The organism is Streptomyces sp. NPDC048442, from assembly GCF_040651475.1.
Classification (GTDB): Bacteria; Actinomycetota; Actinomycetes; order Streptomycetales; family Streptomycetaceae; genus Streptomyces.
Window position 1 is genome coordinate 224,365 of record NZ_JBEZKB010000010.1, and the last position, 19,817, is coordinate 244,181.

At 70.7% G+C, this 19,817-nt stretch carries 15 protein-coding genes; 6 read left to right on the top strand and 9 right to left on the bottom strand.

The genetic code is table 11. The features are described from left to right. Positions 1-178: 178 nt before the first annotated feature. Together typA and AB0D18_RS18070 are read right to left on the bottom strand one after the other, a co-directional pair. Positions 179-2,050 (bottom strand): translational GTPase TypA, encoded by a 1,872-nt coding sequence (gene typA, locus AB0D18_RS18065; protein ID WP_362418795.1) that lies wholly within the window; start codon positions 2,048-2,050, stop codon positions 179-181. A 290-nt stretch (positions 2,051-2,340) separates the two neighbouring features. Next, complete coding sequence (locus AB0D18_RS18070) at positions 2,341-4,698, bottom strand: ABC transporter family substrate-binding protein (protein WP_362418802.1); 2,358 nt, start codon at positions 4,696-4,698, stop codon at positions 2,341-2,343. A gap of 327 nt (positions 4,699-5,025) precedes the next feature. Between AB0D18_RS18070 and AB0D18_RS18075 the strand changes: the two genes are divergently transcribed. The 5 genes from AB0D18_RS18075 to AB0D18_RS18095 all read left to right on the top strand — a co-directional run bounded on the left by AB0D18_RS18075 (position 5,026) and on the right by AB0D18_RS18095 (position 10,165). After that, positions 5,026-5,331, top strand: coding sequence for a hypothetical protein (locus AB0D18_RS18075; protein WP_362418805.1), 306 nt, complete (start codon positions 5,026-5,028; stop codon positions 5,329-5,331). A 255-nt stretch (positions 5,332-5,586) separates the two neighbouring features. Beyond that, on the top strand, positions 5,587-6,426 hold the full coding sequence (locus tag AB0D18_RS18080) for a hypothetical protein (RefSeq protein ID WP_362418807.1): 840 nt from the start codon (positions 5,587-5,589) through the stop codon (positions 6,424-6,426). 19 nt (positions 6,427-6,445) lie between these two features. After that, positions 6,446-8,410, top strand: a complete 1,965-nt coding sequence (locus tag AB0D18_RS18085; protein ID WP_362418810.1) for a fumarate reductase/succinate dehydrogenase flavoprotein subunit — start codon at positions 6,446-6,448, stop codon at positions 8,408-8,410. Between the two features lie 74 nt (positions 8,411-8,484). Then, positions 8,485-9,243 carry a succinate dehydrogenase/fumarate reductase iron-sulfur subunit gene (locus AB0D18_RS18090; protein WP_362418934.1) on the top strand — a complete coding sequence of 253 codons (759 nt, stop codon included), beginning with the start codon at positions 8,485-8,487 and terminating at the stop codon, positions 9,241-9,243. A 61-nt stretch (positions 9,244-9,304) separates the two neighbouring features. Beyond that, positions 9,305-10,165: an arylamine N-acetyltransferase gene (locus tag AB0D18_RS18095; RefSeq protein ID WP_362418813.1), complete on the top strand. Its 861-nt coding sequence runs from the start codon at positions 9,305-9,307 to the stop codon at positions 10,163-10,165. A 133-nt stretch (positions 10,166-10,298) separates the two neighbouring features. Here the strand turns inward: AB0D18_RS18095 and AB0D18_RS18100 are convergent, their stop codons facing one another. The 6 genes from AB0D18_RS18100 to AB0D18_RS18125 form a co-directional block, all read right to left on the bottom strand. Continuing rightward, on the bottom strand, positions 10,299-12,830 hold the full coding sequence (locus AB0D18_RS18100) for a SpoIIE family protein phosphatase (protein ID WP_362418937.1): 2,532 nt from the start codon (positions 12,828-12,830) through the stop codon (positions 10,299-10,301). A 469-nt stretch (positions 12,831-13,299) separates the two neighbouring features. After that, entirely contained in the window at positions 13,300-13,737 is a 438-nt protein-coding gene (locus AB0D18_RS18105) for an ATP-binding protein (RefSeq protein ID WP_362418816.1), read from the bottom strand. Between the two features lie 346 nt (positions 13,738-14,083). After that, on the bottom strand, positions 14,084-14,482 hold the full coding sequence (locus AB0D18_RS18110; protein ID WP_362418819.1) for a (deoxy)nucleoside triphosphate pyrophosphohydrolase: 399 nt from the start codon (positions 14,480-14,482) through the stop codon (positions 14,084-14,086). Positions 14,483-14,559: 77 nt separating this feature from the next. Next, positions 14,560-14,736 carry an SPOR domain-containing protein gene (locus AB0D18_RS18115; RefSeq protein ID WP_362418822.1) on the bottom strand — a complete coding sequence of 59 codons (177 nt, stop codon included), beginning with the start codon at positions 14,734-14,736 and terminating at the stop codon, positions 14,560-14,562. A gap of 233 nt (positions 14,737-14,969) precedes the next feature. Then, entirely contained in the window at positions 14,970-15,722 is a 753-nt protein-coding gene (locus AB0D18_RS18120) for a GntR family transcriptional regulator (protein WP_362418825.1), read from the bottom strand. A gap of 139 nt (positions 15,723-15,861) precedes the next feature. Further along, a complete protein-coding gene (locus AB0D18_RS18125) occupies positions 15,862-16,803 on the bottom strand; it encodes a DUF4190 domain-containing protein (protein WP_362418828.1) in 942 nt (313 codons plus the stop codon). Positions 16,804-16,990: 187 nt separating this feature from the next. Between AB0D18_RS18125 and AB0D18_RS18130 the strand changes: the two genes are divergently transcribed. Next, positions 16,991-17,806 (top strand): isocitrate lyase/phosphoenolpyruvate mutase family protein, encoded by an 816-nt coding sequence (locus AB0D18_RS18130; protein WP_362418831.1) that lies wholly within the window; start codon positions 16,991-16,993, stop codon positions 17,804-17,806. 27 nt (positions 17,807-17,833) lie between these two features. Here AB0D18_RS18130 and AB0D18_RS18135 read toward each other — a convergent pair whose 3' ends face one another. Beyond that, positions 17,834-19,591, bottom strand: a complete 1,758-nt coding sequence (locus AB0D18_RS18135) for a sigma-70 family RNA polymerase sigma factor (RefSeq protein WP_362418834.1) — start codon at positions 19,589-19,591, stop codon at positions 17,834-17,836. Positions 19,592-19,817 lie beyond the last annotated feature (226 nt).

A 19,817-nucleotide genomic window follows, 5' to 3' on the forward strand; every position in this document is an offset into this window, starting at 1 on the left:
CCGGTCAGTATGAAAACGTCAATTGGATCTTGGCCGGAGTTTGTATCCGAACATGCCGATGGCCCGGCACCCCGCATGATCACGAGAAACCGGGCCACCAGGAGGCCCCGCCAGGGGCGCGGGGAACTGCGCGACCGGCCCCCACCGGCCGACGCAGATCCCAACTACCAACTAATACCTAGCGCTTCGCACGCGAGGCGGAGCGTCCCCGCTCCTTCGCGTCCAGGACGACCTTACGGATACGCACCGTCTCCGGGGTCACCTCGATGCACTCGTCCTCGCGGCAGAACTCCAGCGACTGCTCCAGCGACAGCTTGCGCGCCGGAACCACGTTCTCCGTGGTGTCCGCGGAAGCCGCACGCATGTTGGTGAGCTTCTTCTCCTTGGTGATGTTCACGTCCATGTCGTCGGCGCGCGAGTTCTCACCGATGATCATGCCCTCGTACACCTCGGTGCCGGCCTCGGTGAAGATGACACCGCGCTCCTGGAGGTTGACCATCGCGAACGGCGTGACCGTGCCCGAACGGTCCGCGACCAGCGAACCGTTGTGACGGGTGCGCAGGTCGCCGAACCACGGCTCGTGACCCTCGAAGATCGAGTGCGCGATGCCGGTGCCGCGGGTCTGCGTCAGGAACTCCGTACGGAAGCCGATGAGGCCACGAGAAGGAACGATCCACTCCATGCGGACCCAGCCCGAACCGTGGTTCGTCATGGTCTCCATGCGGCCCTTGCGGGTCGCCATGAGCTGCGTGATGGCGCCCAGGTGCTCCTCGGGGGAGTCGACCGTCATGCGCTCGATCGGCTCGTACTTCTTGCCGTCGATCTGCTTGGTGACGACCTCGGGCTTGCCGACGGTCAGCTCGAAGCCCTCGCGGCGCATCTGCTCGACCAGGATGGCCAGCGCCAGCTCACCGCGGCCCTGCACCTCCCAGGCGTCGGGGCGCTCGGTGTCCAGGACGCGCAGCGAGACGTTACCGACCAGCTCGCGGTCGAGGCGGTCCTTGATCTGGCGCGCGGTGACCTTGTGGCCCTTGCCGCCCTTGCCGACCAGCGGCGAGGTGTTGGCACCGATGGTCATCGAGATCGCGGGCTCGTCGACCGTGATCAGCGGCAGCGCGATCGGGTTCTCGGGGTCGGCCAGGGTCTCGCCGATCATGATGTCCGGGATACCGGCGATGGCGCAGATGTCGCCGGGGCCGGCCTTCTCGGCGGGCAGACGGGTGAGGGCCTCGGTCATCATCAGCTCGGTGATGCGGACGTTGGACATCGTGCCGTCACGCTTGATCCACGCGACGGTCTGGCCCTTGCGCAGCTCGCCCTGCTCGACACGGCAGAGCGCGATACGGCCGAGGAAGTTGTCGGCGTCGAGGTTGGTGACGTGCGCCTGAAGGGGGGCGGCCTCGTCGTACTCGGGTGCCGGGACGTGCTGGAGGATCGTGGAGAAGAACGGCTCCAGGCTGTCGCTGTCCGGCGGGACGGTGCCGTCCTCCGGCTTGGTCAGCGAGGCGACGCCGTCACGCGCACAGGCGTAGACGATCGGGAACTCGATCTGGTCCTCGTCCGCGTCCAGGTCCAGGAACAGGTCGTACGTCTCGTCGACGACCTCGGCGATCCGGGAGTCGGGACGGTCGGTCTTGTTGATGCAGAGGATGACCGGCATCTTCGCCGAGAGCGCCTTGCGGAGCACGAAGCGGGTCTGCGGCAGCGGGCCCTCGGACGCGTCGACCAGCAGGACGACGGCGTCGACCATCGACAGGCCGCGCTCGACCTCACCACCGAAGTCGGCGTGGCCGGGGGTGTCGATGATGTTGATGGTGATGACGTCGCCGCCATCCTTCGGGTGGTACTTCACCGCGGTGTTCTTGGCCAGGATCGTGATGCCCTTCTCACGCTCCAGGTCGTTGCTGTCCATCATGCGGTCGTCGAGCGACTCAGCGGCGTGCGCGGCGAAGGCGCCCGCCTGCTTGAGCATGGCGTCGACCAGGGTGGTCTTGCCGTGGTCGACGTGGGCGACGATGGCAACGTTACGGATGTCGTGGCGCGTGGGCATAGGTGGCTTAACGCTTCTCTCGATCGGGGGATGCGGCGTCTCGTTCCTCGTACGCCCACCGGGCGGACGCGCCACGGCTTACCCCATGGTACGGGGCAGACGACTGGCGGGCTTCCCGGGCCGATCGGGAGGGGGTGCTTCAGGGGTGGGGGGATACCGCGCTCTGGGTCAAGGAGTCCCGCACGACCTTGCCCGCCGGAGGCCCGGCGGGCAAGGAAATTGAGCCTAAACTGAGCTGATTCTCAGATCCCGAGATGGGTGCTGACCTGCGGCGGAGCCCTTATTTCCGATTACTTGCGGGCATCCTTGGCCGAATCGGGCTTCTTGAATCCGATGTCCTGGTAGCGGGGTGCGGAGAAACCGAAGGCACCCGCGTTGGCCAGCTGCGGCTTCACCGCGACCAGCTCCGGACGCTGGTAGAGCGGGATGGATCCGGCGGCCGCCCAGATCCGTGCGTCGGCCTGCCGCACCAGGTCACGGGCGGTTTCGTCGTCGAGTTCGGCGGCGGCCCGCTCGAAGAGCTGGTCGATGTGGTCGGTGCCGACCCGGGTGTAGTTCTGCTCGACGAGCAGTGAACCGTCGGCGGCGGGCTCGGGCTTGGCGAAGATCGGCCGGCCGTCGGTGGCGGGGTAGGCGGTGCCGGGCCAGGAGTAGAGCGCCAGGTCGTAGTCGCCCGAGGCGATGTGGTCCTTGAAGTAGCTCTGGTCGTCGACCTTGGTGACCTCGGTGCGTACGCCGATGGTCTGGAGCATCTTCGAGATCTTCTCGCCGACGGTGCGCAGGGCTGCCGAACCGGGGTCGGAGGGGAGCACGAAGCGCAGGGTCAGCGGCTTGCCGTCCTTGCCGACCAGCTGGGGGGCGTTCGCCGCCGCCGCGGCGCGGGCGGCCGGGGCTGCGGTGCCGCGCGGGGCGTAGGCACCGGCCATGCCGCCCTTCTTCTTCTCCTGGGCCTCGGTCTTGCTGTCGGTCTTGCTGTCGGCCTTGCCGTCGGAGTTCTGCCTGAGGTCGCGGGGGCCCACGGCGGGGGCGAGGACGTAGATCCCGGACTCGGTGCGGAAGGCGTTGTTGCCGTTGTCGCCGGGCTTGTTGTCGCGGGGCTTGCTGTCGCGGGGCTTGTTCTCGCCGGGCTTGATCTCGCCGGGCTTGTTGTCGTCGCCGACGATGTACATGCCGTCGTTCGAGGGCTCCTCCTCGCTGCTCTCCTTGCTCGCCTTCTTCTTGGCCTGCTCGCGCTTCTTCTTCTCCGCGTCGGACTTGCTCCCCGCCGTACGACTGCCCGCCCCGCCGGGCGTGAAGCCCGCGTCGGCGAGCAGGGCCTGTGCGGCCTGGGTGTCCTGGCTGCCGAGGGCGTCGCTGCCGTCGGCGTACGTCTGCTGCCCGGCGAGGGCGAGGTGGCTGCCGAGCGGGGCGGCGGGCAGGCCGAGCGGGGCGAGCACGGACTCGGCGAGCTCCTGCCGGTTCAGGGCGCGGGCCACCGCGCGGCGCACCCGCTCGTCGGAGAGCGGCCCCGAGGCGCCGTTCAGGGCGAGCTGGGTGTACGCGGGCTCCAGGGACTTGCGGACGGTGAAGCGGCCCAGGCCGCGCTGCTCGGTAGCGTACTTCCGGGCCGCCTCCCTGGCCTTCTCGCGGGCCGCCTGCTCGGCCTCGGCCTGCTCCTCGTCGTCGGCGGCGCCGTGCGCCCGCGCCCAGGAGCGGAGCGCGTCGGCGGGGGTGGTGGTGGAGCCGGGGCCGTGCGCGACGGGCGGCTTGCCCGCGTCCTTGACGGCGAGGGCGATGCGTTCGGCGGCGGACCTGTCGATCTCGGCGAGGTCGACCCTGCCCTCGGCCAGCGCGGTGGCCCGCTGGCCTCGCGGCACCGCGCGCAGCACCAGCTTGTCGAGCTTGGTGGGCTGCCCCCACCAGCGCGGATTGCGCTCCAGGACGACCGAGCCGTCCGCACGGTCCACCTTCGTCGGGCGGAAGGGTCCGGCCGTCTGCTTCAGCTTCGTACGGGCGCCGTCGTTGAAGGCGTCGGGGGTGCCCATCACCTCCTTGGGGTACAGCGGGGTGAAGAGCGAGCGCCAGTCGGCGTACGGCTTGGCGTAAGTGACCTTCACCTCAAGGTTGTTGGCGCCCCTCTCGATCTTCTCGATGCGCTCGTAACCGGCATTGCGGGCGGTCCAGTAGGCGGACTCCTTGCCGCGCAGCGCCCGCCACTGGGCGACGAAGTCGGCGGCACCGATCTCCCGGCCGTCGCCCCACACGGCCTGCTGGTTGATCTTGTAGAGGACGACCTGCTTGGGCTCGCGCTCGACGATCGAGGCGTCCTCCAGGAAGTCCGGATTGCGCTGCGGCTTTCCGGCCTCGTCGAGTACGAAGAGGGAGGGGAGCACCGCGCCCGCGATGCGCGCCGTGGTGGCGTCGGCGTCGGCCTGGAAGGCGTTGAAGGTGGCGGGCACCGAGTCGACCGCCCAGTTCAGCGTGCCCCCGTCGGCGACCTGCTCGCGGTTGGTGGAGGCGAGGTCGGCGGCGACGGCCGTCGCTCCCGCTGCTCCCTCGTCGTCAGCGCCGCCGCCGCAGCCGGTCAGGGCGGGGAGTGCGAGTACGCCGGAGGTGAGGAGCGCCACACCGCGAAGGGGGCGGGGGGATCTGCGGCCGATGTCGGACATGGCTGGTTACCTCCAGGCTGACCCGGCCCCTCCGTACCGGATTGGGCCGTTAAATTCACATTCGGTGGCTTATTGCGGTGATCACACTTGTTGTCCTGCCGACCCACTGAAAGGGGTCTCGCGCGGGAGGTGGCGCCGACACGTCGGGCATCCGGGGAAGCCCACCCGTGCGGCCCAATCGGCGGTCCGCACCGGTCCGTGCGGGGGCGCGCGGGGCGGGCGCACTTCGCGTACCGCTGTACGCACCCTTCACAACAGGGGATGTGACGCGCGACACTCCAAGGCGCAGACGCGTCTCCTACCGCACCGCGGAAGTGAGGGCAATTGATGTCCCTGCAAGAAGAGTTGACGGATCTTCAGAACTGCCTGGACCGGCTGGACGAGTCGGTGCTCCGGCTGACCGGGCACCTCGGGGAGAGCCACGGCCTGGACGTTCGCCGGGTCCGCACGGACGCGGCGCATCTGCGCGAGAGCGTGGCCATGCTGGGGGCGCTCGCGTCCGCGGCCGGGGCCGCCGCGCAGGCGCCGCCGCGACCTGAGCTGATCACGATCCCGGACGCGCCGTACGACAGCGCGCTGTGGACGGACTCGGACGACGAGGGGCTGGGGGCCCGGGACCGCCATGCACCGTGAGGGTGCGCGTGGGGGGTGGGTGCGGCCGGTGGGCGTCGTGCGAGTGCGGCCGGTGGGCGTCGTGCGGGTGCGTCGTGGCTGGTCGCGCAGTTCCCCGCGCCCCTAACTGCTTGCCCCTTACCCCCCAGCCCTCTTGGGCAGCGGGGCCGCACCCCGGGGGCGGGACGGGTGGGCAAGGGGGCGGCCCCCACGCGGAGCACGCCCTCACGACCGCACGCGCTCGCCACCGCCCCCCCCCGACCCCAGGAGCCCCCCTTGGCCACCGGCACCGACCCCTCAGCCCGTACGCCACGTACCACGCATGCGTCCGGCGTTCACAGCCCCACCCGCGCCGCAATCCCCGCCCGCCACCTCCGCACCGACCGCTGGTGGCTGGCCCCCGCTCTCACCGCCGCAGGGCTGCTCGCCTTCGTCGTCTATTCGACCTGGCGGGCCTTCGCCAACAGCTACTACTACTCCGCCCCCTACGTCTCGCCCTTCTACTCCCCCTGCCTGGCGGACAACTGCATCCCCATGAAGGGCGGCCCCAACTGGGAGATCTTCGGCAGCTGGTGGGGGCTCTCCCCCGCCCTGCTCGTCCTGATCTTCCCGCTCGGCTTCCGGCTGACCTGCTACTACTACCGCAAGGCCTATTACCGGGGCTTCTGGGCCTCGCCCCCGGCCTGCGCGGTCGCCGAGCCGCACAAGAAGTACTCGGGCGAGACCCGTTTCCCGCTCGTGCTGCAGAACATCCACCGGTATTTCTTCTACGCGGCGGTGCCGGTCGCCGGAATCCTCACGTACGACACCGTGCTCACCTTCCGCGACGAGAAATACGAGTGGGGCCACATGGGCCTCGGCACGCTCGTCTTCCTACTCAACATCGTGCTGATCTGGGCGTACACCTTCTCCTGCCACTCCTGCCGGCACATCATCGGCGGCCGGCTGAAGCACTTCTCCAAACACCCGGTGCGGTACCGGATGTGGGGCTGGGTGGGGAAGCTGAATGACCGTCATATGTTGCTGGCCTGGGCCTCGTTGATCAGTGTGGCGCTCGCCGATTTCTATGTGTATCTCGTCGCTTCCGGCGCCTTCGAGGATCCGCGCTTCTTCTAACAAATGGAGCTTTTGGGCAATGACTCAACTGGAGCGGCAGGAATGGGACGTCGTCGTGGTCGGGGCGGGCGGCGCCGGGCTGCGGGCCGCGATCGAGGCGCGTGAGCAGGGCGCCCGTACCGCGGTGATCTGCAAGTCCCTGTTCGGCAAGGCGCACACGGTGATGGCCGAGGGCGGCATCGCCGCGTCCATGGGCAATGTGAATTCCGGGGACAACTGGCAGGTGCACTTCCGCGACACGATGCGCGGCGGGAAGTTCCTGAACCAGTGGCGGATGGCGGAGCTGCACGCACGTGAAGCGCCGGACCGGGTATGGGAGTTGGAGACCTGGGGGGCGCTTTTCGACCGTACTGCGGACGGGCGGATATCGCAGCGCAATTTCGGTGGGCACGAATATCCGAGGCTTGCGCACGTCGGTGACCGTACGGGGCTCGAACTGATCCGCACCCTCCAGCAGAAGATCGTGGCACTCCAGCAGGAGGACTTCCGGGAGACCGGGGACTATGAGTCCCGGCTGAAAGTCTTTCAGGAGTGCACCGTGACACGGGTGTTGAAGGACGGGGAGAGAGTCGCCGGGACCTTCTGTTACGAGCGCGAGTCGGGGCGCTTCTTCGTGCTCGGGGCGCCGAGCGTGATCCTGGCGACCGGCGGCATCGGCAAGTCCTTCAAGGTGACGTCGAACTCGTGGGAGTACACGGGCGACGGGCATGCGCTGGCCCTGCTCGCGGGGGCGCCGCTGCTGAACATGGAGTTCGTGCAGTTCCACCCCACGGGGATGGTCTGGCCGCCGTCCGTGAAGGGGATCCTGGTCACCGAATCGGTGCGCGGCGACGGCGGCGTACTGCGGAACTCCGAAGGCAAGCGGTTCATGTTCGACTACATCCCGGACGTCTTCAAGGAGAAGTACGCGAAGTCCGAGGCGGAGGGCGACCGCTGGTACGAGGACCCGGACAACAACCGGCGTCCGCCCGAGCTGCTCCCCCGCGACGAGGTCGCCCGTGCCATCAACTCCGAGGTCAAGGCGGGGCGGGGCACCCCGCACGGGGGCGTCTATCTGGACGTGTCCACGCGGATGCCCGCCGAGGCGATCCGGCGCCGACTGCCGTCCATGTACCACCAGTTCAAGGAGCTGGCGGACGTGGACATCACGGCCGAGGCGATGGAGGTGGGGCCGACCTGCCACTACGTGATGGGCGGCATCGCCGTCGACTCCGACACCGCAGCCACCCGCGGTGTACCCGGCCTGTACGCGGCCGGGGAGGTGGCGGGCGGCATGCACGGGTCCAATCGGCTCGGCGGCAATTCGCTGTCCGACCTGCTCGTCTTCGGCCGCCGGGCCGGGCTGCACGCGGCGCAGCACGCCTTGGAGCACACGGGCGGGGGCCGCCCGCAGGTGGACGAGGAGCAGGTGGACGCGGCGGCGGCCGAGGCGCTGCGGCCGTTCAGCGCGGAGGGGCCCGAGTCCGGGGCCACGGCCGGGACCGCCGCCGAGCCCGGCAGGCCGGCGGAGAATCCGTACACCCTCCACCAGGAGCTCCAGCAGACCATGAACGACCTGGTCGGCATCATCCGGCGGGAGGCCGAGATGACGCAGGCCCTCGACAAGCTGGCCGAGCTGAGGGTGCGGGCCCGGCGGGCCGGGGTCGAGGGGCACCGCCAGTTCAACCCGGGCTGGCACCTGGCCCTGGACCTGCGCAACATGCTGCTGGTCAGCGAGTGCATCGCACGCGCCGCCCTGGAGCGCACCGAGAGCCGCGGCGGCCACACCCGCGAGGACTTCCCGGCCATGGAGCGCTCCTGGCGGCCGGTGAATCTGCTGTGCCGCCCCGCCGACCCGACGGGCGGGCTGGCGGCGACCGACCCGGTGCACGGCCAGATCGAGCTCGCAGCGACGACGACCGAGCCCATCCGCCCGGACCTGCTCGCTCTCTTCGAGAAGGAGGAGCTGGTCAAGTACCTCGCCGAAGAGGAGCTGTTCGAGTGACCACGACTCCGTCCACCGGGCCCGCGTCCGCGTCCGGGCCCGCGTCCGCATCCGGGTCCGCGTCCGCCAAATATGTGGCGAACTTCCGTGTCTGGCGCGGCAATGCGGAAGGCGGCGGCCTGGCGGACTTCAAGGTCGCCGTGAACGAGGGCGAGGTCGTCCTCGACATCATCCACCGTCTCCAGGCCACCCAGGCGCCCGATCTCGCGGTGCGCTGGAACTGCAAGGCGGGCAAGTGCGGTTCGTGCAGCGCGGAGATCAACGGGCGGCCCCGGCTGCTGTGCATGACCCGGATGTCGACCTTCACACCGTCCGACACGATCACCGTGACGCCGCTGCGCGCCTTTCCCGTCGTACGGGATCTGGTGACGGACGTGTCGTTCAACTACACGAAGGCGCGGGAGGTGCCGGCGTTCGTACCGCCGGAGGGCGTGGCGGCGGGCGAGTACCGGATGCAGCAGGTGGACGTGGAGCGGTCGCAGGAGTTCCGCAAGTGCATCGAGTGCTTCCTGTGCCAGGACACCTGTCATGTGGTGCGCGACCACGAGGAGAACAAGACGTCCTTCGCCGGGCCGCGCTTCCTGATGCGGGTCGCCGAGCTGGACATGCACCCGCTGGACGCGGCACAGGAGGCCGGTCTGGACCGGAAGAGGAGCGCGCAGGAGGAGCACGGGCTCGGCCTCTGCAACATCACCAAGTGCTGTACGGAGGTGTGCCCCGAGCACATCCGGATCACGGACAACGCCCTGATTCCGCTGAAGGAGCGGGCAGTGGACCGGAAGTACGATCCGCTGGTCTGGCTCGGCAACAAGATCCGCAGGCGGACTGAATAGCTCCGGAACAGCTACGGAATAGGTACGGAATAGCTTCGGGCTCGCAGCTGCTGCACCGGTCATGTGGAACAGCGACTCATTCGACCTCGACGCCTATCTGACCAGGATCTCCTACGGAGGGGACCGCGCACCCACCCTGGCGACCCTCCACGCCCTGCACCGCGGCCACGTCCTGAACCTGCGGTGGAGCACCATCGACCCGGTGCTCCACCAGGATGCGCCGCTCGACCTGGAGACCCTCCAGGCCAAGATGGTGACCGGCGGCCGCGGGGGCTACTGCTTCGAGCACGCCACGCTCTTCGCGGCGGCCCTCGAAGCCCTCGGCTACGACTTCTTCGCCGTGCAGGGCCGGGTCGTGATGGGCGGCGACAAGATGCTGCCGACCACCCACGCGATGCTGGTGGTGGAGCTCGACGGGCGGCGCTGGCTGTGCGACGTGGGCTTCGGGGCGAGCCAGCTGGAGCCGATCGAGATGATCGCGGGCGAGGCGGGCAACGAGGTGACGCAGGACGCGTGGCGGTACTGGCTGCGCGAGCAGGAGGTCACGCCGGGGGCACACGGTTGGGCGCTGCACCAGCCCGCCATGGGCCCCGGAACGGACCCGGACGGCGACGGCTGGATGGTGCGGCACACCTTCACTGTGACGCCCCAGTACCCGGTCGACTTCCGCATGTCGAACTACTTCGTCGCCACGAACCCCCACTCCCCCTTCAGTCGCCGCCTGTTCGTCCAGCGCGTGCTGCCGGACCGGACGCACATCCTGGATGAACTGAAGCTGACGACTGTCAGGCCGGGCAGTCACCTTCCGCCCGAGACGCGGGAATTGGAACCTGCGGAAGTGCCGAAGGTGCTTTCGGAGGTCTTCGGGATCGAGCAGGACGAGGAGGAGGCGGGGCTGCTGGTGCGGAAGCTGAGCGGATGATCGGGGGGCTAGGGGGGCGTCGTGCGGGTGCGTTGTGGCTGGTCGCGCAGTTCCCCGCGCCCCTAAATGCTTGCCCCTTAGCCCCTGGCCCCTTGGGCAGCGGGACACCCCCACGCGGAGCCCCGCCCCCCACTCAGTACATGCTCAGCAGCTGGTCCACGCTCAGTTCCGCCGGGGCCTGCGGCTCCCCGTCCGGCAGGGCGAGTTCGAACCACACCGTCTTGCCCCGGGGGGTGCGCCGCGCACCCCACGCCGCGCTGAGCAGTCCGACCAGCTGGAGGCCGCGGCCGCCCTCGTCGGTGTCGCGGGCGCGTCGCCTTCTGGGCTGGACCAGGCCCGCGTCCCACACCTCGCACACCAGCGTGCGGTCGAGGAGCAGCCGGAGGCGGACTTCGCCCTCGCCGTACCGCAGTGCGTTCGTGACCAGTTCGCTGACCAGCAGTTCGGTGGTGTCGACGAGGTCTTCGAGGTTCCAGGACTGGAGCTGGGCCCGTGCCAGTTCGCGGGCCCGGCCCACCGAGCGCGGTTCGCGCGGCAGCCGCCAGTCGCCGACCGAAGCCGCCGGGAGGCCCTGGATGCGGGCCATGAGGAGGGCGATGTCGTCCTCGCCGTGCCGGGTGTCGAGGGTGTTCAGGACGTGGTCGCAGACGTCCTCCAGCGGGCGGACGGGCCCGCTCATCGCCGTACGGAAGTCGCGCAGTCCCTCGTCGAGCGGGTGCTCTCGGGACTCGACGAGGCCGTCCGTGTAGAGGGCCAGGAGTGACCCCTCGGGCAGCTCCACCTCGACCTCCTCGAAGGGCTCGCCACCCACGCCGAGCGGCATGCCCGGCGGTACGTCGAGGAGCAAAGGCTCCTCCCCCGGCTCGACCACGACCGGCGGCAGGTGGCCCGCGTTGGCGAACGTACACCGGCGGGTGACCGGGTCGTAGACCGCGTACACGCAGGTCGCGAGGTACACCTCGGACAGGTCGGCCTCGCGGGACTTGTGCGCGGCGCGGGACGCCTGCTGGGTGCCACCGGGGGTGCCGAGTCCGCGGGCGATCTCGTCCAGTGCGGAGAGGACTTCGGCCGGCTCCAGGTCCAGCAGCGCCAAGGTGCGTACGGCGGTGCGGAGTTCACCCATGGCGACGGCGGCCCGCAGGCCCCGCCCCATGACGTCTCCCACCACCAGCGCCGTCCGGTGCCCCGGCAGTTCGATGACGTCGAACCAGTCCCCGCCGACCTCGGTGGCGGTGTTGCCGGGGAGGTAGCGGCAGGCGATGTCGAGTCCGGCGGCCTCCGGGTCGCCGGGCGGCAGCAGACTGCGCTGGAGGATCAGCGCGCGCTCGTGCTCCCTGCGGTAGAGGCGGGCGTTGTCCATGCAGACGGCGGCGCGGGAGGCGAGCTCGGTGGCCAGCGCCCGGTCCCGTTCGCCGAAGGGCTCGCTGCCCTTCGTACGGGAGAACTGGACGAGCCCGATGACCGTGTCGTGCGCGACCATCGGCACGGCGAGCGTGGAGTGCACGAGGTCGCCGTCCGCGCCGTGCACCGCACGGGCCCGCCCGGTGCGCAGCGCCTTCGCGCACGGCGTGCCGAACGGGTAGCGGTGCAGGGACCCGACGGTGATCTCGGCAGGGTCCTCGCCAGGACCCACGCACCCGGGCGCGGCCAGCGGTGCGTCCGACACCGCGCTGGCGAAGGCGACCCGGCGCAGCTCGGCACTGCCGTCGGTGACGTCGGTGACGCCCGGCGGGGCCTCGTCGCCGCTCAGCAGCCCCTGGTAGAGGTCGACGGATGCGAGGTCGCAGAAGCCGGGGACGGCGACGTCGAGGAGTTCGCGGGCGGTGGTCTCCAGGTCGAGCGAATTCCCTATGCGGGCGCCCGCCTCGTTGAGAAGGGCGAGATTGCGCCGGGCGTCGGCGGCCTCGCGGGCGGCCCGGTGGCGGCGGGTGACGTCGGTGGCCAGGCCCGCGACGCCGACGGGGCGGCCGGAGCCGCTGTGCACCCGGTAGAGGTTGACCGACCACTGGCGGCGCTCGGTGCTGCCCGGCTCCGTGCCGGTGATCTGGATGTCGGTCATGGAGTCGCCGCTCTCCAGGACCCGTTTCAGGGCTGCGGACATCCGGTCCGCCTCGGGCGGGGCGAGGTAGTCGTGCACCGTGCGGCCGCGGTGGTCGTCGGCGGCGCCGCCGAACACGGCGGCGAAGCGGCGGTTGGTGCGCTGCACCGTGAGATCCGTACCGAACAGCAGGAAACCGAAGGGAGATTGACCGAAAATGGCCTGTGATGCGGCGAGGTCGGTTTCGATCCGGCGCAATGCCCGTACGTCCACGACGAGGCAGAGCGCACCGCGCTCGCCGGTCGGTGTCTCGCTGGGCATCACATAGATCTCGGCGACCCCCTCCGCCCCGGCGGCACCGGTGGCGGATGCGGGCATCCGGAACGGGACGAGGCCCGTCCACTCCTTGCCGTCGAGGATCTCGGCCACCTCGCGGTGCCCGAGTCCGCGGTGCTCCTCGGGCATGAAGACCTCGACCGGGTCGCGGCCCACGACGTCGCGCGCGGCGACCCCGAAGAGCTCTTCGGCGCGGTTGCTCCACTGCTCGACGCAGCCGTCGGCGCCCAGCGAGAAGGACGCCACCCTGATGTAGTCGTAGATCGAACCCGGCGGGCTGCTCTGCCACAGGGCGCCGCCCGCGGCCCCCGCAGCTGTTGCGCCCCCCGCAACGCCCGCAACGCCCTCAGCGCCCGTACGTGCGTCGGCGCCTGCGTCAGCGCTTGCGTCAGCACCCGTCCCGGCCGGCCCGGACGCGCCGGACACACCGTACGTACCGGACGCGCTTGAAGCGCCGGACGTGCCTGAAGCACCGGACGCACCGGACGCACCCGGCTCGCCGGAAACACCGCCCGCGCCCGCGCCGGACTGCTGCGCCTTCGCTGGTATCTCGTTCACACGACCGTCCCCTCCAGCTCACCTCACCGGAACCGGCCTTGACCGCAGTATTCAGCACCACGGCCCCAGTCGGCACGGCGTTCACGATCGCGACGTCCTCCCGGCCTTCCCCCGGCCCTTTTCGGCCGTAGTTCGCCGCCCGCCCGAAGTGCGGCGACGCCCTTCCGGGTGCCGTCGTGATCGTTCAAGTCCCTTCACACTTCTAACCGGGCAGAGCCAGCTCGAACCACACCGTCTTGCCGCTCTTTCCCCGCCGGGTGCCCCAGCGATGCGCGGAGCACGCCACCAGCTGGATTCCGCGCCCTCCCTCGTCGTCGGGGCCCGCGGCCCGCTCGCGGGGCGGATCCGGAAGCGGATCCGAGACCTCCACCCGCAGGACGGCGTGAGCGGTCCCGGCGGTTCCGGCGAGGGGGCCGGGGGTGTCGAGCCTCACCAAACGCACACCGATGGGCCCGGACGCGTGCCTGAGGGCATTGGTCACCAGCTCGCTGACCAGCAGCACACTCACATCGCTGACCTCGTCGAGGCCCCAGGCGCGCAGGGTGTCACGGACGGCATGCCGCGCGGTGCGGACCGCGTGGGGCCGGGCGGGGAAGGTCCACTCGGCGCAGGCGCCTTCGGTGTCGAGCACGCCGACCACATCCCTGAACAGCAGCAGCGGACCCCAAAGAGGGAGCGTCCTTTTTCGGGGGGTTAATCAGCACATACCCGATATCGGACTCCGGCTATCCCGGGAATGGGCGCACTGTGGCACGAACGGCGTACGAGGTCGCCCGTGCGCTGGGTCCCGTTGCCCCGTTCAGACCCTTGCGGACCAGCCGCGTTAGCCCGTACGAAGAGATCACCGCGCGGTCGTACGAATCCGGCGCGCGCCCCCGTCCCGGGAATCCGCGCCCCCGCCTCGGGAATCCGCGCCCCCGTCCCGGGAATCCGCGCGCCCGTCTTTCCGAAAGTTCACGCGCCGGTCCGGGAATGCGCGTGCCTTTCTAGGACTCCGCGCGCAGCCGGCGCACTGCCTCCGCGACCGCCGGGCGGTCCAGGTCGAGCCAGTCCACCGTGTCGCTCTCGTCCGGGCCGAGCCAGCGCAGCTCGTCGTGATCCTCCAGCGGGCGGGGCTCGCCGGACAGCAGCCGGGCGGTCCACACCTGGAGGACGTATCCGCGCGGCAGCTGCCACTCACCGGGGATCCGCTCGACGGGCTCGGCCTCCACGCCGAGCTCCTCGCGCAGCTCGCGCACGAGGGCCTGCTCGGGCGTCTCGCCCGGCTCCAGTTTGCCGCCGGGCAGCTCCCAGCGGCCGGCCAGCTCCGGCGGGGCGCTGCGGCGCGCGGCCAGCAGCCGTCCGTCATGGCAGAGGGCTCCGCCCACCACAAGTCGATTCGTCATGGGCGGAGCCTAGGACCTGGCCGGCGGGCAGATCCAATGGGTTCACGTGGTCCGGCGGACCCGGCGGGCCCGGTTCACTACTGCCGGGTGGCGGCCTGTTCGATCAGATAGAGCTGCTTGTGTCCGCGGCGGTCGAGCTGGTCGGCCTTCTGCTCGGCCTCCGCCCGCGTGGCGTACGCGCCGACGCGATAGCGGTTGCCGTTGCCGTCCTGCCGCACCACCAGCCACGGAAGCTGTGCACCAGCGTCATTCATCGCGCGCCTCCGTCCGCCGGCCCGCACGCCGTCAGGGATCCCCAGGAAACCTCAGTACGCATATGCCCGACCCTACGCCTGACCTTTACTCACCGGATATGACTTTTTACAAAGAGACACCGATCTGGCCAAGAAACACCGGGGAGTTGACGAAGCCCTCGGGGGCGCATCCGGCTGGATGCGCCCCCGAGGGCTTCAACTGAGCTGTGTACGTAGGGGAGTTGGGGCCGCTCTCACTTCACGGGGAGGTGGTAGGAAACCCGGTATCTGTCGGCGGGAACCACCAGGTCCGCGGTCTCCACCGCCCGTCCGGACGCGTAGTAGGTCCGCTCGATGACCAGCACCACATGTCCCGGTACGCCCCCCAACTCGGCCAGCTCGTCGGCCAGTCCCGGCCGGGCGCCGACCTCCTCCGCCACGTTGTCCACGACGACGTCGATGGCTGCCATCCGCTCGACGACCCCGCAGCCGCCCAGCGGCCCCTCCTCGGGCAGCATCACCGGCGTGCGGCCGGTCACCGCGAGGGGCTCCCAGGACGTGGAGATCATCATCGGCTCCCCGGCGTCCCGGAAGACGTACCGGGTCTCCATCACCCGCTCGCCAGGCTCGATGCCGAGCCGTCCCGCGACCTCCTCCGACGCCCGCGTCTGCTCGCTGCGCGACTCCCAGGTGCCGCGCGCACCGTCGGCCGCCTGCTCCTGCCGGAAGGGCGTGGAGGAGCCTCCACCCCGGTAGGCGGAGCGGGCCACGCTGCGCGGCACCGGCCGCTCCCGTACGTACGTCCCCGAACCCGAGCGGCCCTCGACGAGGCCCTCCGCCATCAGCACCTTGCGGGCCTCCAGGGCGACGGTGTCCGAGACGCCGTAGACCTCCCTGATGCGGGCCTGCGAGGGGAGCCGGGTGTGCGGCGGCAGCTTCCCTTCGGCGATCTGCTGCCGGAGATCCTTCGCCACGCGCAGATAGGCCGGCTGCTCACCGAATGTCACTGGCCACTCCCATCAGGTTGACAGACAGCAACAGCCTGGCAACCTACGGTTGTTGAGCACAAGCAAAGGCCAGGGTTTCACTCGATGTGATGATTCGGCTTTAGGCAGGCATGTTCCCGCGGGTAATGGGCCCGCAGGCTTACACCTCTTCGCCCACACCGCTTCCGGTGCTCCCACTGTCCCCAGTACTCCCGGTGTCCCCGGTGCCACCACTGCTCCCACTGCCCCCGCTGCCCCCGGTGCCCCCGGTGCTGCTCCCGTCGTCCCCGCCCGCCCCGGGGTTGAGGAGCGATCCGGTGAGCTTCTCGCCGGACTCATTGCCGAAGACACAGGTGACGCCCCGGTCGCCGAGCCGCCAGCCGCGCGCGTCCGGCATCAGGTAGTACGAGTCGGCGTCGACGCTGCCGCCACCGGTGTACGCCTTCTCGGCGGTCGCGCACTTCTTGTCTGCGATCGTGCTGATCTTCGCGTCGCCGGGGTACTCGCCTGACTCGGTCAGGTCGAAGGTGCCGAACACCTCGGCGTCGTGCGCCTTCTCGCAGTCGAGGAGCGTCACGTTGTACGTGGTGCCCTCCAGGGAGCCGTCCGGGGTGTCGAAGCACTGCCCGGTCCGCAGGTCCTCGACGGCGTGCGAGTTCTCCCGCATGCCCTCCTCGAAACCCTCCTTGAAGTTGGACAGGGCGCCGGTGAGGGCGCCGACCAGTACGAGAACGACGCTGAGCGACGACAGCACGATGCCCGCGACCGCCATGCCCTTCCCGGAGTCGCCCCGCTTCCTGATCTGCGACAGGGCGATCAGACCGAGGATCAGACCGAGCACCGGGATGCAGCAGACGATGCCGGTGACGAGGGAGGCGATGGCCAGCCCGTTGGTCCTGGGCGGCGCGGGAGGCATCCCGTAGGGCTGCGAACCGCCGTAGGACTGCGGGCCGCCGTAGGGCTGCGCACCGTACGGGGACGGGGCCGGCGGGTAGGGCGTGCCGTAGGCCTGGTGCGGGGGCGGGACCGGTTGCTGCGGGGGTCCGCCGGGCTGCTGCGGCTGGTTCCAGGGCTGTTCCGGGGGCGGCGGCGGTATCGCCATCAGTACGGTGCTCCTCGTCGGGCGGTGCAGGGGGTGCCGCGCGCATCGTACGTGGCGGCTCGGACAGGGGCTCCCGACCGGTCAAACCGGACAGCCGGCAGGCAGCCGGTGGGCAGCCGGCAGACATCACGGCCCCGGTGTCGGAAATTCGCCAGACCGTGCCGCCGGAACCTGGTGAACTGCTCCCATGACGACGACGCAGCACGAAAAGGCGACCCTCCTCCGCTCCCTGCACACCACCCCGAAGGCCCCGCTCCTGCTCCCCAATGCCTGGGACGTGGCGAGCGCGCTGCTGGTCGAGGAGGCGGGGGCCGCCGCCGTCGCCACGACCAGTGCCGGGGTCGCCTGGAGCCTGGGCTCGCCGGACGGCGACGCGCTCGACCGGGACCGGGCGATCGACCTGATCGCCCGGGTCGCCGCGGCGGTGAAGGTACCGGTCACCGCGGACATCGAGGGCGGCTTCGCGGACACCGCCGAGGGCGTGGGCGAAACCGTCGCCGCGGTCATCGCCGCCGGTGCGGTCGGGGTGAACCTGGAGGACGGCAACCGCAGCCCGGCGGAGCACACGGGCCGGATCGCCGCCGCGCGGGCCGCCGCCGACAAGAGCGGTGTGCCGCTCTACATCAACGCCCGTATCGACACCTACCTGTTCGGCCTCGGCGAGGAGTCCGGGCGCCTGGCGGAGACGGTCGGGCGGATGCACGCGTACGTGGGCGCGGGCGCCGACGGCGTCTTCGTGCCCGGCGTCACCGACCCGGAGACGATCGCGGCGCTGATCGCGGCCGTCGACGTACCGCTGAACATCCTGGTGCACCCCGGCTCGCCCACCACCGCCGAGCTGGCGGAGCTGGGCGTGGCGCGGGTCAGCCTGGGCGGGGCGGTCGCGGGCGCCGCGTACGCGGCGGTGCGCCGCGCCACCCGGGAGCTGCTGACCTCGGGGACGTACGACTCGGTGGCGGACGCGGTGCCGCACGGCGAGCTCAACGCCCTTTTCGACAACTGACGTTGAGCCCCTTGGGACACCCCGCGCCTACCTGGCGCCGAACACCTGCGTCCAGTGGATGCCGCGCGAGCTGTCCTTGATGCCGATGCCGACCTCCTTGAACGAGCAGTTGAGGATGTTGGCCCGGTGGCCAGGACTGTTCATCCAGGTCTCCATCACCGCGGCGGGGGTGGACTGGCCGTAGGCGATGTTCTCCCCGTACGTACTCCACTTGTACCCGGCGGCGGTGACGCGTTCGCCGGGTCCGTCGCCGTCCGGGTTGGAGTGGTCGAAGAAGTTGCGCGCGACCATGTCCGCGGAGTGTCCCTGGGCGGCGTTGTCCAGCAGTCCGTTGCGGCTCAGCGGCCCGCAGCCCGCCTTCTGCCGCTCGGTGTTGAGGATGTTCACCACCTCCTGGGCGGGCCCGGCGGGAGGTGCGGGCGGCCGGGTGGCCCTGGTGGGGGCGGCGGTCCGGCTCGGCTTCGGGGCGGGCGGCGGCTTCGGCTTCGAGGTGGTCCGGGTGGGGGTGGCGGTCTTGCTGGGCCTGGCCTTGGTGGGGGTCGCGGAGGCGGTGGGCTTCGTCGCGCTCGGCGTGGGAACCGCCGCGGCGCTGCTGCCCGCACTCGGCAGCACGCGCCCGCCCGGCTGCCCGGCCTCGGCGACCACCGTACTGGCCGCGCCGTCCGTCCCGCCGGAGAAGATCCGGAGCACCCCGAACCCGCCCCCGACGAGAGCCAACAGGGCTGCCGCGCCGATCACTTGACGCCGCCGCCGGGTCCGCTGCTGACGACGGGCGGCGCGGGCGCCCGTACCCGTACCTGTGCCTGTGCCTGTGCCTGTGCCTGTGCCTGTGCCTGTGCCTGTGCCCGTGCTCGTGGCGGAGCCGGTATGCGGGTACGCCGGGTCCGCGTGCGGGAGCGAGGTCTCGCCATGGGCCGTCTCGCCGTGGGCCGCGTACGCGACCGGCTGCGTGTGGGCCACCGATCCGGCGGCGCCCATCGACTGCCCCGGCGCCGCGTTCCGTATCGCCAGACCCACCAGTCCCACCAGCGCTCCCGTCACCGGCACCAGCCCGAACCCGGCCAACAGACCCTCCGCGGGCATCAGGCCGCTGCGGTGGCCCGAACACACCGCGCACTCCTTCGCGTGCTTCGATATTCGCTTCCGCCACAGCGCGGACGGTGCCCCGTCCCACGGCCCGAGCACCTCACGCAGCTGCCCGCACAGCGGCACCGCCGCCAGTGCCCGCACGACCACCCGGGCCGCTTCCAGCTGCGCCTTCACGCGCTGTACGCGTACGGCGGTGTGCTCCGGCGACAGTTCGAGCGCGGTCGCCACCTCGGCCCGGGTCAGCTCGCCTGCGGCCTCCAGCCACCACAGGGACAGCAGCCCGCGGTCGTCGCCGTCCAGCCAGCGGGTCGCCTCGACGGTCTCCTTGCGCTGCCCGGAGAGCCCCATCCTGACGAGGGTGAGACCGACGAAGTCGGCCCCCGGGTCGACGGGCTCGCGGTCGCCGGGGGCAAGGGCGGCCGTCGGCTGCTCGCGCTGCCAGTGGCGCCGTACCTCGTTCATGGCGATGGCCACCAGCCACGACCGGAAGCTCTCCGGGATGCGGAGGGTGCCGAGGCCGTCGAGGGCCCGCAGCATGGTCTCCTGCACGACGTCGTCGACGTCGGCGTGGCCACCCAGGGCCCGGCCGACGATGTTGTAGACGAGCGGCAGGTACGCGGCGACGAGTTCGTCCTGCGCCTGCGGATCGCCGCTCTGCGCCGCCACGATTCTCGCGACTCCGTGTTCCCTGTTCACGGTTGCCCGCCCCTCTTCGTCCGGTCGGCCGCCTGGGCCCGTACGCACACACTTCTTTGCTCCGACACCTGGGAGACCTCGGGCCGGACGGCGGATAACAGAAATCGGCCCGCAATTTCCTCCCGAGCCCGAGCCGGGACCCGAACCCAGACCCGGCCGGGCGGCACGCAGCCGTGGGGCACGATGCTCGCACGGCGGGTTCCGGGCCGCCCGGCGGATGTGACCG

Excerpts from the sequence above, each read along its gene's own strand:
- AB0D18_RS18085 (WP_362418810.1), top strand. The coding sequence starts at position 6,446 with ATGACTCAACTGGAGCGGCAGGAATGGGACGTCGTCGTGGTCGGGGCG.
- AB0D18_RS18125 (WP_362418828.1), bottom strand. The coding sequence starts at position 16,803 with ATGGCGATACCGCCGCCGCCCCCGGAACAGCCCTGGAACCAGCCGCAG.
- AB0D18_RS18115 (WP_362418822.1), bottom strand. The coding sequence starts at position 14,736 with ATGAATGACGCTGGTGCACAGCTTCCGTGGCTGGTGGTGCGGCAGGAC.
- AB0D18_RS18130 (WP_362418831.1), top strand. The coding sequence starts at position 16,991 with ATGACGACGACGCAGCACGAAAAGGCGACCCTCCTCCGCTCCCTGCAC.
- AB0D18_RS18110 (WP_362418819.1), bottom strand. The coding sequence starts at position 14,482 with ATGACGAATCGACTTGTGGTGGGCGGAGCCCTCTGCCATGACGGACGG.
- AB0D18_RS18075 (WP_362418805.1), top strand. The coding sequence starts at position 5,026 with ATGTCCCTGCAAGAAGAGTTGACGGATCTTCAGAACTGCCTGGACCGG.
- AB0D18_RS18095 (WP_362418813.1), top strand. The coding sequence starts at position 9,305 with ATGTGGAACAGCGACTCATTCGACCTCGACGCCTATCTGACCAGGATC.
- AB0D18_RS18070 (WP_362418802.1), bottom strand. The coding sequence starts at position 4,698 with ATGTCCGACATCGGCCGCAGATCCCCCCGCCCCCTTCGCGGTGTGGCG.
- typA (WP_362418795.1), bottom strand. The coding sequence starts at position 2,050 with ATGCCCACGCGCCACGACATCCGTAACGTTGCCATCGTCGCCCACGTC.